Source organism: Pseudomonas sp. NPDC087639 (assembly GCF_044743385.1).
Lineage (GTDB): Bacteria > Pseudomonadota > Gammaproteobacteria > Pseudomonadales > Pseudomonadaceae > Aquipseudomonas.
In genome coordinates, this window is sequence record NZ_JBIUWI010000031.1 from 32,838 (window position 1) to 50,056 (window position 17,219).

The 17,219-nt window shown below is 59.8% G+C and carries 13 protein-coding genes; 8 read left to right on the plus strand and 5 right to left on the minus strand.

All coding sequences use genetic code 11. The features are described from left to right. Nucleotides 1-481 (minus strand): GTP-binding protein (locus ACIOVB_RS14945; RefSeq protein WP_401268874.1); only part of this gene is annotated, 481 nt, incomplete at its 3' end. 357 nt (nt 482-838) lie between these two features. Here ACIOVB_RS14945 and ACIOVB_RS14950 point away from each other — a divergent pair. The 5 genes from ACIOVB_RS14950 to ACIOVB_RS14970 all read left to right on the plus strand — a co-directional run bounded on the left by ACIOVB_RS14950 (nt 839) and on the right by ACIOVB_RS14970 (nt 6,083). Further along, complete coding sequence (locus ACIOVB_RS14950) at nt 839-1,528, plus strand: ABC transporter permease (protein ID WP_178120922.1); 690 nt, start codon at nt 839-841, stop codon at nt 1,526-1,528. A 21-nt stretch (nt 1,529-1,549) separates the two neighbouring features. Then, entirely contained in the window at nt 1,550-2,455 is a 906-nt protein-coding gene (locus tag ACIOVB_RS14955) for a glycine betaine ABC transporter substrate-binding protein (protein ID WP_401268876.1), read from the plus strand. A 13-nt stretch (nt 2,456-2,468) separates the two neighbouring features. Beyond that, nucleotides 2,469-3,122, plus strand: a complete 654-nt coding sequence (locus ACIOVB_RS14960; RefSeq protein WP_007915307.1) for an ABC transporter permease — start codon at nt 2,469-2,471, stop codon at nt 3,120-3,122. Continuing rightward, nucleotides 3,119-4,276: a betaine/proline/choline family ABC transporter ATP-binding protein gene (locus ACIOVB_RS14965; protein WP_401268878.1), complete on the plus strand. Its 1,158-nt coding sequence runs from the start codon at nt 3,119-3,121 to the stop codon at nt 4,274-4,276. Before ACIOVB_RS14960 ends, ACIOVB_RS14965 begins: the two co-directional genes overlap by 4 nt. A gap of 643 nt (nt 4,277-4,919) precedes the next feature. After that, on the plus strand, nt 4,920-6,083 hold the full coding sequence (locus ACIOVB_RS14970; protein WP_010213203.1) for a type III PLP-dependent enzyme: 1,164 nt from the start codon (nt 4,920-4,922) through the stop codon (nt 6,081-6,083). A gap of 65 nt (nt 6,084-6,148) precedes the next feature. Here ACIOVB_RS14970 and ACIOVB_RS14975 read toward each other — a convergent pair whose 3' ends face one another. Together ACIOVB_RS14975 and ACIOVB_RS14980 are read right to left on the minus strand one after the other, a co-directional pair. Next, nucleotides 6,149-6,898, minus strand: a complete 750-nt coding sequence (locus ACIOVB_RS14975; RefSeq protein ID WP_401268881.1) for a tetratricopeptide repeat protein — start codon at nt 6,896-6,898, stop codon at nt 6,149-6,151. Further along, a complete protein-coding gene (locus ACIOVB_RS14980; RefSeq protein ID WP_401268884.1) occupies nt 6,895-7,575 on the minus strand; it encodes a Fe2+-dependent dioxygenase in 681 nt (226 codons plus the stop codon). The genes ACIOVB_RS14975 and ACIOVB_RS14980 overlap by 4 nt, the downstream gene beginning before the upstream one ends. 207 nt (nt 7,576-7,782) lie before the next feature. On the opposite strand from ACIOVB_RS14980, the gene ACIOVB_RS14985 reads away from it, so the two are divergent. The 3 genes from ACIOVB_RS14985 to ACIOVB_RS14995 all read left to right on the plus strand — a co-directional run bounded on the left by ACIOVB_RS14985 (nt 7,783) and on the right by ACIOVB_RS14995 (nt 13,504). Next, nucleotides 7,783-10,092, plus strand: a complete 2,310-nt coding sequence (locus ACIOVB_RS14985) for a TonB-dependent receptor (RefSeq protein ID WP_401268886.1) — start codon at nt 7,783-7,785, stop codon at nt 10,090-10,092. A gap of 218 nt (nt 10,093-10,310) precedes the next feature. After that, nucleotides 10,311-12,839, plus strand: a complete 2,529-nt coding sequence (locus ACIOVB_RS14990; protein ID WP_401268912.1) for a PepSY domain-containing protein — start codon at nt 10,311-10,313, stop codon at nt 12,837-12,839. A gap of 296 nt (nt 12,840-13,135) precedes the next feature. Then, a complete protein-coding gene (locus ACIOVB_RS14995; RefSeq protein WP_401268889.1) occupies nt 13,136-13,504 on the plus strand; it encodes an endonuclease domain-containing protein in 369 nt (122 codons plus the stop codon). A 262-nt stretch (nt 13,505-13,766) separates the two neighbouring features. Here ACIOVB_RS14995 and ACIOVB_RS15000 read toward each other — a convergent pair whose 3' ends face one another. Both ACIOVB_RS15000 and ACIOVB_RS15005 read right to left on the minus strand, forming a co-directional pair. After that, nucleotides 13,767-15,308, minus strand: a complete 1,542-nt coding sequence (locus tag ACIOVB_RS15000; protein WP_401268892.1) for an alkaline phosphatase D family protein — start codon at nt 15,306-15,308, stop codon at nt 13,767-13,769. Nucleotides 15,309-15,483: 175 nt separating this feature from the next. Continuing rightward, nucleotides 15,484-17,217: a PTS fructose-like transporter subunit IIB gene (locus ACIOVB_RS15005; RefSeq protein ID WP_401268894.1), complete on the minus strand. Its 1,734-nt coding sequence runs from the start codon at nt 17,215-17,217 to the stop codon at nt 15,484-15,486. Nucleotides 17,218-17,219: the final 2 nt, after the last annotated feature.

Genomic DNA, 17,219 nt, shown 5'->3' on the forward strand with positions numbered 1-17,219 from the left:
GCCGGCCGGCGCCGCTCTCGTCGCGCAGTTCGCTCGGGTCGCGGATATCACGGTCGAGTTTGTTGATGAAGCTGACGATCGGCGTGTCACGCAGACGGCAGACGTCCATCAGCGCGATGGTCCGTGGCTCGACACCTTTACCGCCGTCGAGAACCATCAATGCCGAGTCCACCGCCGTCAGGGTGCGGTAGGTATCTTCGGAGAAGTCTTCGTGGCCCGGGGTGTCGAGCAGGTTGACCATGTGGTCGCGATACGGGAACTGCATGACCGACGTGGTAATGGAAATACCACGCTGCTTCTCCATCTCCATCCAGTCGGATGTCGCATGGCGGTCGGATTTACGGGATTTCACCGTGCCGGCCACAGCAATCGCCTTGCCCATCAACAGGAGCTTTTCGGTGATCGTGGTTTTACCGGCATCGGGGTGGGAAATAATGGCGAAAGTGCGGCGTTTCGCGACTTCGGCGGCCTGGTTGGTCATGGGAAATCGCCTGGCGGTGATTCAAAAAAGGGCCGCGATTATAGCCCAAGTCAGTGCAATAACCGAACCGTTGAGCACATTAAGGGTGGCCAAATGCTGCCTCGGATGGGAACCTTTTAAAGCACGGAGACGTCCATCCCCTGTTACGACATTTCGTCAGGGGCTGAAAAATCAGCAAGTTAGCCTGACGAGGCTGCGCTCATGGCTCGCTTTCAGACCGCTTTTTGCCGGTGCTGAGGGAGCTGCTTCTCGCGAACGTTTTTCCCGGCAGCCAAGGTTTGGCATGCCACACGGGATTGCGCTCGCCGACTATAAAAAAGGAGTCCGCCTGTGGCTATCCGCTATGGCAAAGGGCTGATGGGAGGTGCGGTGGTTATCGCGCTCCTGGCCCTGCTGGTCCACTGGATCGGCATCAACACGATCGAACACTACCGCGACGATTTGTTGTTTTACCTGCAAGCTCATCTGATTCTCGTCCTCGCTTCAATGCTGGCCGCCCTTGTCGTGGGCATCCCCGCCGGCATCTTCCTCAGTCGCCCGACCATGGTCGGCCGTGCTGAACGCTTCATGCAGATTTTCAATATCGGTAACACCGTGCCGCCGCTGGCCGTTCTCGCGATTGCCTTGGGGATTCTGGGCATCGGCAGTGGTCCGGCGATCTTCGCTTTATTCCTCGCCTCGTTGCTGCCGATTGTGCGCAACACCTACGAAGGCCTGAAAAACGTTCAGGGTTCACTCAAAGAAGCCGCCGTCGGCATCGGCATGACCCCACGTCAGGTGCTGTGGCGAGTCGAGTTGCCCAACGCCGTGCCAATCATCGTCGGTGGCGTGCGTGTCGCGCTGGCGATCAACGTCGGGACCGCGCCGCTGGCGTTCCTGATCGGCGCCAACAGCCTTGGCAGCCTGATCTTCCCCGGCATCGCCCTGAACAATCAGCCGCAACTGCTGCTCGGCGCCGCGTGTACCGCGCTGCTGGCCTTGCTGCTCGATGGCGTGGTCACCCTCGCCAGCCGTCTCTGGCTGGAACGCGGTTTGCGCCCGTCTTAAGGCTCTTGCGAAGGAATGAATATGAAACGACTTAGCTTGATCTCAGGCCTGATCCTGAGCAGTGCCCTGCTGTTCGCAGGCATCGCCCAAGCCGCAGAAAAACCGGTTATCCGCCTCGGCGCCCGGGTGTTCACCGAGCAAACCCTGCTCGCCGAAATCACCGCGCAATACCTGCGCAGCAAAGGCTACGACGCGCAGATCACCGGCGGTCTGGGCAGCAACCTTGCCCGCAGCGCCCACGAAAGCGGGCAACTGGACATGCTCTGGGAATACACCGGCGTCTCCTTGGTGGCCTACAACCATGTCACCGAAAAACTCGACAGCGCCCAGTCCTATGCCCGGGTCAAAGAACTCGACGCTAAGAAGGGACTGGTCTGGCTCACGCCGTCGAAATTCAGCAATACCTACGCCCTCGCCCTGCCGAAAAACGTCGCCGAGGAATATCCGCAGATCAGCAACATCAGCCAGTTGAACGAAGTGCTGCGCGCTGAAGCCAAGACCAATCACCTGGTGGCACTGGACACCGAGTTCGCCAACCGTTCCGACGGTCTGGACGGCATGGTCAAGCTCTACGACATGAACCTGAGCCGCAAGAACATCCGCCAGATGGATGCGGGGCTGGTCTACACCGCACTGCGTAACGGTCAGGTGTTTGCCGGTCTGGTTTACACCACTGACGGTCGCCTGAATGCCTTCGGCCTCAAGCTGCTGGAAGACGACAAGCATTACTTCCCCGACTACACCGCAGCTCCCGTAGTGCGTCAGGCCTACCTCGACGCGCACCCGAAACTCGCCGAGCAGCTCAAGCCGCTGGCCGAACTGTTCGATGACGAAACCATGCGCCAGCTCAACGCGCGGGTCGATGTCGATCATGAAAGCCCGTCGTCGGTTGCCGCCGATTTCCTGCGCCAGCATCCACTGAATTAAGAGAGGAGAAGTCATGGAATTCTTGAACGCCTTTTCCCATCTCGACTGGCAGCAGGTGATGCACCTGACCTGGCAGCACATCACCCTGGTCGGCATCGCTGTGACGCTGGCGATCGTCGTCGGTGTACCACTTGGCATTCTGATGACGCGCTTCCCGACACTCGCCGGCCCCTTGCAGGCCAGCGCCACGGTGCTGCTGACCGTGCCGTCGATTGCCCTGTTTGGTTTGCTGCTGCCGTTCTACTCCAAGTTCGGCCAGGGCCTCGGCCCAATGCCGGCGATCACTGCCGTGTTCCTTTATTCACTGCTGCCGATCATGCGCAACACCTATCTCGCCCTCACGGGTGTGGAACCGGGCATTCGTGAAGCCGCACGCGGCATCGGCATGACTTTCGGCCAGCGCCTGCGCATGGTCGAGCTGCCGATTGCAGTGCCGGTGATCCTCGCCGGCGTGCGCACCGCCGTGGTGATGAACATCGGCGTGATGACCATCGCCGCGACCATCGGCGCCGGTGGCCTCGGTGTGTTGATCCTCGCTTCAATCAGCCGCAGCGACATGTCGATGCTTATCGTCGGCGCGCTGCTGGTCAGTCTTCTGGCGATTTTTGCCGACCTCTTCCTGCAGTGGCTGCAACGTTCGCTGACTCCAAAAGGATTACTCAAATGATCGAACTTCAAAACCTCAGCAAGACCTTCCAAAGCAACGGCAAAGATGTGAAAGCCGTGGACTCGGTGAGCCTGACCGTCAATGAAGGCGAAATCTGTGTGTTCCTCGGGCCATCGGGCTGCGGCAAAAGCACTACGCTGAAGATGATCAACCGCCTGATCAAACCGACCTCGGGCAAGATCCTGATCAACGGCGAAGACACCACCGATCTCGACGAAGTGACCCTGCGCCGCAACATCGGTTACGTGATCCAGCAGATCGGTCTGTTCCCCAACATGACCATCGAAGAGAACATCGTCGTGGTGCCGAAACTGCTCGGCTGGGACAAACAGAAGTGCCACGACCGCGCACGCGAACTGATGAGCATGATCAAGCTTGAGCCCAAGCAGTATCTGCATCGCTATCCACGCGAGTTGTCCGGTGGCCAGCAACAGCGCATCGGCGTGATCCGCGCACTGGCAGCTGATGCACCGCTATTGCTGATGGACGAACCGTTCGGCGCGGTCGACCCGATCAACCGCGAGATGATCCAGAACGAGTTCTTCGAGATGCAGCGGGCGCTGAACAAGACCGTGATCATGGTCAGCCACGACATCGACGAAGCGATCAAGCTGGGCGACAAGATCGCGATCTTCCGCGCCGGCAAGCTGCTGCAGATCGACCACCCGGACACCCTGCTCGCGCATCCGGCGGATGACTTCGTGAGCAGCTTCGTCGGTCAGGACAGCACGCTGAAACGCTTGCTGTTGGTCAAGGCTGAAGACGCGGCGGACAACGCGCCGTCGGTGAGCCCGGAAACCCCGGTGGCCGATGCGCTGGAGTTGATGGACGAGCATGACCGTCGTTATGTCGTCGTCACTTGCGCCGAGAACAAGGCACTGGGTTACGTGCGTCGTCGCGACCTGCACCGCCAGACCGGCACCTGCGCGCAGTACCTGCGTGAGTTCAATGCCACGGCGGCGTACGACGAACACTTGCGTATCCTGCTGTCGCGCATGTACGAGTTCAACCGTGCGTGGCTGCCGGTGATGGATGCCGAGCGAGTGTTCCTGGGCGAGGTAACGCAGGAGTCAATTGCGGCATATCTGAGCTCGGGGCGTTCGCGCGGGATGAAGACCAGTATCGTCTCGCCAGCTGAAGCGGTAGTCGCGTAAAAAATACACAACCAGTGGGAGCGAGCCTGCTCGCGAAAGCGGAATATCAGTCGGCGATGATGTCGACTGTAAAAATGCCTTCGCGAGCAGGCTCGCTCCCACAGGATTTGCGTGATTTTTTCTTCACTCACAAAGCGGAAAAGAATCTCAACACCTGGCTGTCGGACAGCCGCTCAGACATAGCGCCTTAGAAGACCAAAATCCCCCTCACACCCCTCTCTCGCCGCCAACGTCGCCGATGTTGCGTCAATCACACTTACCCACGACTTAGCCGACATAATCCGCGAACGTGCAGGTATGTTTAACACTCGGAAATTTCCGGGGAACATCTGACCGTCATCTCGGTCGGCTACAAAGAGTGATATCGGTTACGCACGTCAGAAGCGTGCAAAAACGCGACATTTTTAGTTGATCTCACGCCCCTCACGCCCTAAAGTTCGCGCCGAACGTCCATGCTGGAAACGATCCATCCGGCTCAAGTACTGACGACGAGACAGCAAGGCCAAGGGAAAGAAGCTGCATTTCCCATGGCCTTTTTGCTTTCGGCGACATGCCTTGGGAAGTAGGCGAACCAAAGTGGGGATACGGAGGACGTTCATTTGCACCCATTGTTTTTATACGTTTGCCCATAGGAGCTCCCAGCATGTCGATCAACGTCGAAGATTATTTCGCGCGCGCCACTTTTGACAAAATGAAGGCGTTCGCCGACAAACAGGAAACCCCGTTCGTGGTGATCGACACCGCGATGATCAGCCAGGCCTACGATGACCTGCGCGCCGGTTTCGAATTCGCCAAGGTCTACTACGCGGTCAAGGCCAACCCGGCCGTCGAGATCATCGACCTGCTCAAAGAGAAAGGTTCGAGCTTCGACATCGCCTCGATCTACGAGCTGGACAAAGTGATGGATCGCGGCGTCAGCGCCGACCGTATCAGCTACGGCAACACCATCAAGAAATCCAAGGACATCCGCTACTTCTATGAGAAGGGCGTGCGTCTGTTCTCCACCGACTCCGAAGCCGACCTGCGCAACATCGCCAAGGCTGCGCCGGGCTCGAAAGTTTATGTACGTATCCTTACCGAAGGCTCGACCACGGCCGACTGGCCACTGTCACGCAAATTCGGTTGCCAGACCGACATGGCCATGGATCTGCTGATCCTCGCTCGCGACCTGGGCCTGGTGCCTTACGGCATCTCGTTCCACGTTGGCTCGCAACAGCGCGACATCAGTGTTTGGGACGCAGCGATCGCCAAGGTCAAAGTGATCTTCGAACGTCTGAAAGAAGAAGACGGCATTCACCTGAAGCTGATCAACATGGGCGGTGGCTTCCCGGCCAACTACATCACCCGCACCAACAGCCTGGAAACCTACGCGGAAGAAATCATTCGCTTCCTGAAAGAAGACTTCGGTGATGACCTGCCGGAAATCATTCTGGAGCCGGGCCGTTCGCTGATCGCCAACGCCGGCATTCTGGTCAGCGAAGTGGTGCTGGTTGCACGTAAATCCCGCACCGCCGTCGAGCGTTGGGTGTACACCGATGTGGGCAAGTTCTCCGGCCTGATCGAAACCATGGACGAGGCGATCAAGTTCCCGATCTGGACCGAGAAAAAAGGCGAGATGGAAGAAGTCGTCATCGCCGGCCCGACCTGCGACAGCGCCGACATCATGTACGAAAACTACAAGTACGGTTTGCCGCTGAACCTGGCGATCGGTGATCGTCTGTACTGGTTGTCGACCGGTGCTTACACCACCAGTTACAGCGCAGTTGAGTTCAATGGCTTTCCGCCGCTGAAATCGTTCTACGTGTAACGCACACACGCCGAAATGCAAAAAGCCCATGACGTGTCATGGGCTTTTTCGTATCCGCCGATCCCCTACAAGGATTGCGCGTAGCGTTGAGAATATTGGTTGGCCATGGCCTGGATTCTGGGATCCGTTGCGCTCGCCAGCGTCTGACTCGCTACTCGCAGGAAATTCAGGTTGCCACCGGCCAAGGCCTTCTCAAGCCAGAGAATGGCTTCATAGACATCGCCCTCATCCGCCAACACCGCCGCGTAACTGAACTGCCCACGAAAATCTCCGCCCTCAGCCGAACGTCGATACCACTCACGCGCCGCTGCCGGATTCGCTAGGCACACCTGCCCTTCTTCCAGATATCGCCCGAGCAAGTTCATCGATTTCGCATGGCCCGATTCGGCGGCATGCTGATAAAGCGCAAACGCCTGAAGATGATCCGCAGCCACGCCTCGTCCGGTCGCCAGCAAGTTGGCCAGGTTATACATCGCCCAGTCCAGCCCAGCCTCGGCGGCCATTCGATAATGTTGCGCAGCAACCGCGGCATCCACTGCACAACCCCAGCCATGCTCGTGACAACGGCCGAGCATATTGCGCGCCATCAGATGCCCTCGCCCCGCAGCGATGCCGAACCAGCGCAGCGCCAGCACTTGGTCCTGCGCAATACCTCGGCCGTCGAGCAGGATCTGCCCGAGCAACGCCTGTGCCTCTAGGACACCCTCGCCCGCCGCCAGCAAAATCGCCTGCGCCGCACGGGCCGGGCTCTCTTCGAGCATGGCGCTGAGCTGCTCAACGTTGAGGACTTCTTCGCGGCGCAGATGAAAACTCATACCTCGACCCAGCGACGCAGCAGGTTGTGATAGGTGCCGGTGAGGCGGATCAGCGACGGGTGATCAGGCATGTCCTGGGTGAGCTGCTGGATCGCCCCGTCCATCTCGAACAGCAACGCGCGCTGACTGTCTTCGCGCACCAGACTTTGCGTCCAGAAGAACGACGCATACCGCGCGCCGCGAGTGACTGCATTGACCTTGTGCAGGCTGGTGCCGGGGTACAGCACCATGTCACCGGCGGGCAGTTTCACCCGTTGGGTGCCGAAGGTGTCCTGGATTTCCAGTTCGCCGCCATCGTAATCCTCAGGTTCGCTGAAGAACAGTGTTGCCGACAGATCGGTACGCACCCGCTCGATGCTGCCCTTGGGCTGGCGCACGGCGTTGTCGATGTGGAAATCGAAACTGCCGCCCGCCGTGTAGCAGTTGAGTAACGGCGGGAACACTTTGTGTGGCAGCGCGGCAGACATGAACAGCGGGGTTTGCCACAGCCGTTCAAGCATTGCCGCGCCGATTTCCTTGGCCAGCGGATGGCCTTCAGGCAGTTGCAGATTGTGCTTGGCCTTGGCCGACTGGAAGCCGGCGGTGATCTTGCCATCGGCCCAATCCGCTTCTTCCAGCGCCTGGCGGATACGCTGCACTTCATCTTTCGCGAACAGGCCGGGAATGTGCAGCAGCATGGCAAACGTACCTGATGGTAAAGAGGCGCCAATGGTATTGATTCTTATTGGCCAAGTAAAACCCGCGAGACGAATGAATCAGTAAAAACCGTAAGGCCAAATTGTAAAGAATGTAAATTCAGTGCGAATAACAATGTTTCGCAATTGATACGAATAACTGTTTACCCTATATTCCGCGACCTCAAATCCTTGGGGAGGGGAATAAAAATGGCACGTCAACACGCACAATTACCGGTCAGTTCACCACGCTTGCTCGCCTCTGCAATCGGCGTGGCAATCACCGCTGGCTCCGCCGGCCACATGGTGTTCGCCGCCGAAAAGACCGACAGCAAAGCTGCCGGCAATGCCATCGCCCTGGACGCCACGTCGATCACCGGCGAAGCCCAGGACGCGACTTCCTATCAGGTCGAGAAAGCCTCCTCGCCCAAGTACACCGCACCGCTGGTCGACACGCCGCGCTCGGTGACTGTGATTCCACAACAAGTCCTCAAGGATACCGGCGCCCTGAACATGCAGGACGCGCTGCGTACCGTGCCGGGCATCACCTTCGGTGCCGGCGAAGGCGGCAACCCGCAGGGCGACCGTCCGTTCATCCGCGGTTTCGACGCCCAGGGCGACACTTACCTGGACGGCGTGCGCGACACCGGTTCGCAGAGCCGCGAAATCTTCGCGGTGGAAAACATTGAAGTCAGCAAGGGCCCGAATTCCGCCATCGGCGGTCGCGGTGCGGCCGGCGGCAGCATCAACCTGGTGAGCAAGAAAGCGCACCTGGGCAACTCGTTCGACGGTGGCTTCACCTGGGGCTCCGACCAGACCCAGCGCTACACCCTCGACGGCAACTATCAGTTCAGCGACACCGCTGCCGGCCGTCTGAACCTGATGAGCCACGAGAGCAACGTCGCCGGTCGCGACAAGGTCGACTACGACCGCTGGGGTATCGCGCCATCGCTGGCCTTCGGCCTGGGCACCGACACCCGCGTCAACCTCGATTACTACCATCTCGAAAGCAACGACACCCCGGATTCGGGCGTGCCTTACACGCTGTCGAATCCGCGCACCAAGTCCAATCCGGACAAGCCCTACGCCGGCGGTGATGACAGCAACTTCTACGGTCTGGATCGCGACTTCCGCAAGGGCCGCACCGACACCGCGACCTTCGCCATCGAGCATGACCTGAGCGACTCGCTGACGATCAAGAACACCCTGCGCCACGGCACCAGCATGCAGGACTACATCCTGACCCAGCCGGACGACAGCAAAGGCAACGTCAACAACGGTAGCGTCTGGCGTCGTGCGAACACTCGCGTGAGCAACACCGAGACCACCACCAACCAGACTGACCTGTTCGGCAACTTCTACGTCGCCGGCTTCAAGAACAGCTTCTCCACGGGCGTGGAATACACCCGCGAGGAAGGCCAGAAATCCTCGTACAACGTCAACACCGACACCACGCCGCGCACCACTGCCGCGCCTTCAAGCTTCAACTGCAGCCCGTCGATGATCGGCGCGTCGAGCGGCTACAACTGCACCTCGCTGTCGAATCCGAACCCGAACGATCCGTGGAACGGCGCGATCTCGCGCAACTACGCCGGCACCGACACCAAGGCCAACACCTACGCGCTGTATGTGTTCGACACCCTGGAATTGTCCGAGCAGTGGCTGGTGAACATGGGGCTGCGCTACGACCACTTCGACACCGAGTACAAGACCTACACCGCTGCTGGCGCCACCACCTCCAAGGGCGATGACACCAGCGAGTTCGTTACCGGTCAGTTCGGCGTGGTCTACAAACCGGCGGAAAACGGCAGCATCTATGCTTCTTACGCCACCTCCGCCACACCGCCGGGCAACACCCTCGGCGAAGGTCAGGAAGGCAACCCACTGGGTGGTACCCCGGATCGCAGCGGCAACCTGCTGAGCAGCGACATGGAGCCTGAAACCACCAAGAACTACGAAATCGGTACCAAGTGGGATCTGCTCAACGATCGCATGTCGCTGACCGCCGATATCTTCCGTACCGAGAAAGAAAACGCGCGCGTGCAAGTCGATACCACTTCCTACGAAAACGCCGGCAAAACCCGTGTGCAAGGTATCGAACTGTCGGCCAGCGGCAAGATCACCGACAAATGGCAAGTGTTCGCCGGTTACGCCTACATGGACAGCGAGCAAGTTGATGGCGGCGCTTTGAACCGCGCCACCGACGGCAATCAACTGCCTAACACACCGAAAAACAGCGCCAGCCTGTGGACCACTTACCAAGTCACGCCGAAGCTGACCATCGGTGGCGGTGCGTTCTATGTCGACGACGTGTTCGGCAACGTGGCCAACACCACCATGGTCGACTCCTATGTTCGCTACGACGCAATGGCCGCTTACAAGCTGACCAAGAACGTCGACCTGCAACTCAACGTGCAAAACCTGACCAACGAAACCTATTACGACAAAGCCTTCTCGACCCACTTCGCCAACCAGGCGGCGGGCCGCACGGCACTGTTGAGCACCAACTTCCACTTCTAAGGAACCTGTAGGAGCTGCGGTACGCTGCGATCTTTTTATCCTGCTTTTGACTCTGGGCAATCCAAGAACAAAAGATCGCAGCGTGCCGCAGCGCCTACAAACAACAAAGCCCCGTTCATTAGATTGAACGGGGCTTTTGTGCGTAATCAAAGAAGCTCTCGATAACCCACGGCATAATGCGCGCCGTGATGACAATTTCCGAACGGATGGCGAGTGACGTGTTGAAGAAAACCCTGTTCCAGTTGCACTGGTTTTTTGGCATCACTGCCGGCCTGGTGCTGGCCCTGATGGGCATTACCGGCGCCGCCTATTCGTTTCAGGACGAGATCCTGCGGGCGCTGAACCCGTCGGTGTTGCAGGTGGAAAAACAAGTTGCCGGCGTGCTGCCCCCCGTTGAACTGGTAGAACGCATCGAAGCCACCTCGGGCAAAAAAGTCTCGATGCTGTGGGTCGAGACCGACAGTGGCAACGCCGCGCGGGTGTACTTCACCCCGCCCAAAGGCGAGCGCCGTGGCGAGATGCGCTACTTCGATCCATACACCGGCGAGTTCATGGGCAATGCCGTGGGTCAGGACTTCTTCGGCCTGATGCTGCAGTTGCACCGTTTCCTCGCCATGGGCGACACCGGTCGCAACATCACCGGCGCCTGCACCCTGATCCTGTTGTTCTTCTGCCTCTCGGGCCTTTACCTGCGCTGGCCGCGCCAGTGGAACAGCTGGCGTGTGTGGCTGACCCTCGACTGGAAGAAAAAGGGCCGCGCCTTCAACTGGGATCTCCACTCGGTAGCCGGCACCTGGTGCCTGTTGGTGTATCTGCTGCTGGCGCTGACCGGGTTGTCGTGGTCGTACGAGTGGTACAACAAGGGCCTGACCAAACTGCTTTCCGACGCTCCGCAAAACGAACGCGTGCGCGGTGGTCGCGGGCCTGCGCCGGAGGGGCCGGCACCCACAGCCGACTACGCCGCGATGTGGAGCAGCATCTACAGCGCCGCCGGTCCAGGCCTGTCTGCCTACAACATCCGCATGCCGCCCGTGGCTGGCCAACCGGCGACGGTGTTCTACCTGCTCGACAGCTCGCCCCATGATCGCGCGCTGAACCAAATCACCCTCGACCCGGCCACCGGCATCGTCAAACGCGTCGACCGCTACGCCGACAAGAGCTTCAAGGCGCAACTGCTGACGAGCATTTATGCACTGCACGTCGGCAGCTATTTCGGTCTCATCGGGCGGATCATCATCACTGTCGCCGCCATATGCATGCCGCTGTTTTTCATCACCGGGTGGCTGCTGTATCTGGATCGTCGCCGCAAGAAGAAGCAGATCAAGGATGCCCGCAAAGGCCTCGCACAACCGGCCGGCGATGCTCCGGCGTGGCTGATCGGCTTCGCAAGCCAGAGCGGTTTTGCCGAGCAACTGGCCTGGCAGACCGCCGGCCAATTGCAGGCCGCCGGGTTGCCGGTCAAGGTGCAGCCGCTGGCCAATGTCAGCGAACAGGATCTGCGTGATTCGACCAACGCGTTGTTTGTCGTCAGTACCTTCGGCGACGGCGAAGCGCCGGACAGCGCTCGTGGTTTCGAACGCAAGGTGCTGGGCAAAGCCTCGACACTCGACAGCCTGAACTACGCGGTACTGGGCCTCGGTGATCGTCAGTATCAACACTTCTGCGGGTTCGCCCGTCGTCTACACCAATGGTTGAGCGAGCACGGCGGCAAGACCCTGTTTGCCCCGGTGGAAGTCGATAGCGGCGATCCGTATGCCCTGCGTCACTGGCAAACCCAGCTGGGCCAACTCACCGGGCAAGCACCGGTCGACACCTGGCAGGCGCAGAGCTACGACAACTGGACGCTGGTCCGCCGTGAACTCATGAACCCGGACAGCAGCGGTTCGCCAGTTTATCTGTTGGGCCTGAGCGCACCGAATACCAGCAGTTGGCTGGCCGGTGATCTGGTGGAAGTGCTGCCACGTAACTGCCCGTGGATCATCGAGCACTTCCTCGACGGCCTCGGCATTCGTGGCGAGACCACGGTGAACATCAACGGCCTCGAAGAACCGCTTGATGTGGCACTGGCCTCGCGCCAACTGCCCGAGCACCGCGCGCATCTGGTGGGTCTGCATGCGCAGGCGCTGGTCGATGCCATGGTGCCGCTGGTCATGCGCGAATACTCGATCGCCTCGATTGCCGCCGACGGCTTGCTGGAGCTGATCGTGCGTCAGGAACAACACAGCGACGGCAGCCTCGGCGTCGGCTCCGGCTGGTTGACCGAGCATGCGCCGGTGGGTGGCAGCATCAGCTTGCGGGTGCGCCGAAACAGCGGTTTCCACCTGCCGAATGAACCGGTGCCGATGATTCTGATCGGTAACGGCACCGGCCTTGCCGGGTTGCGCAGTTTGCTCAAGGCGCGGATTGCCGACGGTCAACAACGTCAGTGGTTATTGTTTGGCGAACGTAATCGTGAATACGATTACCTGTGCCGTGCGGAGCTGGAAGAGTGGTTGATCAATGGTGATGTGGAGCGGCTGGATCTTGCGTTTTCGCGGGATCAGGCCGAGAAGATTTATGTGCAGGATCGGTTGCGTGAGTCGGCTGATGAGTTGAAGCAGTGGCTGGCCGACGGTGCTGTCATCTATATCTGTGGCAGCTTGCAGGGAATGGCATCAGGCGTGGACCAGGCACTCAACGAAATCCTCGGCGCCGCCGAAGTTGAACGTCTGATCGAACAGGGCCGTTATCGCAGGGACGTTTATTGAAATCACTGAAAAGCCCCTCACCCTAACCCTCTCCCGGGGGAGAGGGGACTGATTGGGAGATGCCGGAGAGTTACGCCGACCTGAACGCTCTGTGCCGAATCCATAATCGCCTTCGCGCGCTGTGCCAGATCCATTTCGCCATCCGCGTCTGTACCAAATCCATAATCGACTCGGTCTTTCAGGTCGATGTACAACCTGAAACAACTCCGTAGGCCCCCTCTCCCCATGGGAGAGGGCTGGGGTGAGGGTCGTGAACTACAGTGAAATCTCAAGCCACTTCACAAGGATCGTGAAGCATGCCAAACCGCCCCACACTCGCTCAATTCGCCCGCCATTTACGCACTCACCAAACCGACTGTGAACACCTGCTCTGGCAAAGAATACGTTCGCGCCAAATCGTTAATCTCAAGTTCCGCAGGCAATTCCCCTGCCCGCCCTATGTGCTGGATTTTTATTGTGTTGAGTTGAAACTGGCCATCGAATTGGACGGCGGTCAGCACTATGAAACGGCGGGTGTGATTCACGACCAGCGTCGGACGCTGTTCCTTCAACGTCAGGGCATTGAGGTTGTGCGGTTTAGCAATCTGGAAGTGATTCAGCAGATGGGGGATGTGCTGGAGCAGATCATCAGGATTGCGGAGGGTCTGAAAAACCCCTCACCCTAGCCCTCTCGAAACGTCGGACCGCCCAAAGGGAGAGGGGACTGATTGGGGGATGCTACAGAGTTACGCCGACCTGAAAGCTCTGTGCCGAATCCATAATCGCCATTCGCGCGCTATGTCAAATCCATAATCAACCTGAAACTGCTTCACCAAATCCATTATCGACTCGGTCTCTCAGGTCGATGTATAACGCCAGACACCCCGGTCGGCCCCCTCTCCCTCAGGGAGAGGGCTGGGGTGAGGGTAGCTTTTGACTCCCCCCATCTCAAACCGGCTGCAACTTCTTCTCAAACACCGCCACCCCATCCAGATCCCGCAACACCACACTCATCTCCCCGCTCTGCCCTTCAATATTCACCTCGCCAAAAAACTGAAACCCGGCAAACGGCGAAGTGTTCTGTGCCGGCGGAGCCTTTTCGAACACCACCTCGGGGCCGAAGGTTTTATCCAATGGATTGGGCCCAAAACTCCCGGCATTCAACGGCCCCGCGACAAACTCCCAGAACGGTTCGAAGTCCTGAAACGCCGCGCGATCGGGGTGGTAGTGATGCGCCGCGCAGTAATGCACGTCTGCCGTCAGGAAGACAAAATTGCGCACCTGCTGGGCCCGCAGAAAACCGAGCAATTCGGCGATTTCCAGTTCACGCCCCTGCGCCGGCCCCGGGTCGCCGTTCGCCACTGCTTCCCAGCGCGCCACGCCCGGGCTCACCTCGCCATCAGGCACACCAAGACCAATCGGCATGTCGGCGGCAATCACCTTCCATTGGGCTTTCGATTTCTTCAAGCCACGCTTGAGCCAGTCCAGTTGCTCACGCCCCAAGAACGGTTTCGCCGCCCCGAGGTTGTCGTCGTTGGCCTCACGATAACTGCGCATATCCAGCACAAACACATCAAGCATCGGCCCATAACTGATCTTGCGATAGATCCGCCCGCCACCGTCGGCCGTCTGTAAACGCATCGGCGAATATTCCAGCCAGGCCTTGCGCGCACGGCCGACCAGGGTGTGGATATCTTTTTCCTGATAACGCTCGTCGAGCTGTTTGCCGGGTGACCAGTTGTTGACCACTTCATGGTCGTCCCACTGCCAGATCTGCGGCACTTCGGCGTTGAAGCGGCGGATGTTTTCGTCCAGCAGGTTGTAGCGGTAGTTGCCGCGATAGTCGTCGAGGGTCTGGGCGACTTTGCTCTTGGCTTCGGTGGTGATGTTGCGCCACACCCGACCGTTTTCGGTGGTCAGCTGAGCCGGCACCGGGCCGTCGGCGTAGATGGTGTCGCCGCTGTGGATAAAGAAGTCCGGCAGGCGCAGGCGCATCGCTTCGTAGATGCGCATGCCGCCGATGTCCGGGTTGATGCCGAAGCCCTGGCCGACGGTGTCGCCGCTCCAGACGAAGCGAATATTGCGCCGCGCCGTCGGGGCGCTGCGCAAGTGGCCGAGCCACGGTTCGCTGGCCACACCAGTGCGGGCGTCCTTGAAGTACACGCGATAGAAAATCGCCTGATCGGCGGGCAGCCCGGTGAGCTCAACACGGGCGGTGAAATCGCTGTGGGCATCGGCCAGCGCCGAGACGACGCGGCGTGGATTGCGAAACTGGCTGCGGGTGTCCCACTCGACCACCATCCGCGCCGGACGATCGCTGCGGCTCCAGATCATCGCGCGGTCGCCTTGCAGGTCGCCGGACTGCACGCCATCGGTGAGTTGCGGACGATCCTTGACCGACGCAATCACCGCCGGCGCCAGGCTCGGCATCAACAGACCGGCGCCGACGACTTGCATGACACGCCGGCGGCCCACATTGAAATCGCTCATGCTGTTCTCCCTGAAAAAAGGAAAACTAAAGCACGCGATGATGAATCCGGCATGACAACACATCCTCCTGTGGGAGCGAGCCTGCTCGCGAAAGCGGTGTGCCAGTCAACATCCATGTGACTGACAGATTGCATTCGCGAGCAGGCTCGCTCCCACAGGGGATTTGTGTTGTCAGTCAGGCCTTGGCGGGTTCCAGCGCCAGCTCAACGGCCTCCGGGCGTTTGACCGTTGCGTAGACAACGGCGGTCAACAAACTCCCCGCCACAATCGCCAGCAGATACAGCAGCGCATGATTGATCGCATTCGGGATCAGCATGACGAACAAGCCACCGTGCGGCGCCATCAGTTTGCAGCCGAAGTACATCGACAACGCACCGGTCAGCGCACCGCCAGCGATGCTCGCCGGGATCACCCGCAATGGATCTTTCGCGGCAAACGGAATCGCCCCTTCGGAGATAAAGCACAGCCCCAGTACGAAGGCAGCCTTGCCGGCCTCGCGTTCGGTCTGGGCGAACTTGCGCCGGGCGATGAACGTGGCGATGCCCAGACCAATCGGCGGCACCATCCCGGCCGCCATGGTCGCGGCCATCGGCGCGTAACTCTGCGAGGCCAGCAGCCCCACCGAGAACGCATACGCGGCTTTGTTGATCGGCCCGCCGAGGTCGACGCACATCATGCCGCCGAGCACGATCCCAAGCAGAATCGCGTTGGTGGTGCCCATGCTGTCGAGAAACTGCGTGAGCGCCGCGAGCATGCCCGCCACCGGTTTGCCGACCACGTAGATCATCACCAGGCCGGTGAACAGGCTGGCGAACAACGGGATGATCAGAATCGGTTTCAGTGCCTCAAGACTTTGCGGCAACGCGACATAACGACTGATCGCCTTGGCCGCATAACCGGCGATAAACCCGGCGACGATCCCGCCGATAAACCCGGCGCCCAAGGTGCTCGCCAACAGGCCGCCAATCATCCCCGGCGCCAGGCCTGGACGGTCGGCAATCGAGTAGGCGATGTAACCTGCCAGCAGCGGCACCATCAGCTTGAACGCGGTCTCGCCGCCGATCTGCATCAGTGCCGCCGCCAGTGTGCCTTCCTCTTTGAACGCGGTGATGCCGAAGACAAACGACAACGCGATCATCAAACCACCCGCCACCACCATCGGCAGCATGTACGACACGCCGGTCAACAGGTGTTTGTAGACGCCAGTTTTCTCCGACATGGCCGGTGCCTTGCCGTCGCTGGCGGCGCTTTCCTGCTGGCCTTCAGCGAGGGCTTTTTTCAGTGTGGCTTCGGATTGCTTCAACGCAATGCCGGTGCCGCAGCGGTAGATTTTCTTGCCGGCGAATCGCTCGGTGGCGACGTCGATATCCGCCGCCAGCAGCACCACGTCAGCCTCGGCAATCGCTGTCGCGCTCAGCGGAGTTTTCGCGCCGACCGAGCCCTGAGTTTCGACCTGCAATTCATAGCCCAGACGCTTGGCCGTTTGCTGCAACGCTTCGGCCGCCATGAAGGTGTGGGCGACGCCGGTCGGGCATGCGGTGATGGCGACGATGCGCGGCGCACGCTGCGCAACGGCAGCCGGGGCGGCTGCGCTGGCGACATAAATTTCGGCTTCTTCGGCACCACGACGCAGCACCGCTTCGACGTCCTGAAGGGCTTGCGCCGGGGCAATCTGAAAGACCCGTTTGCCGACAAAACGCGTCATGTCGACGTTACCGGTGGCGACCAGCAACACCCACTCCGCCGCTTCGATGGTCGCTGCCGACAATTCACGTTCCGGGTGCGCCGCGTCGACCACTTCGACGCTGGTGCTCCAACCCTGACGCTGGGCCGCCGCATCGAGCAAACGGGCGCACAGCACACTGGTGACCATGCCGTTCGGGCAAGCCGTAACAATGGCTAACTTCATGA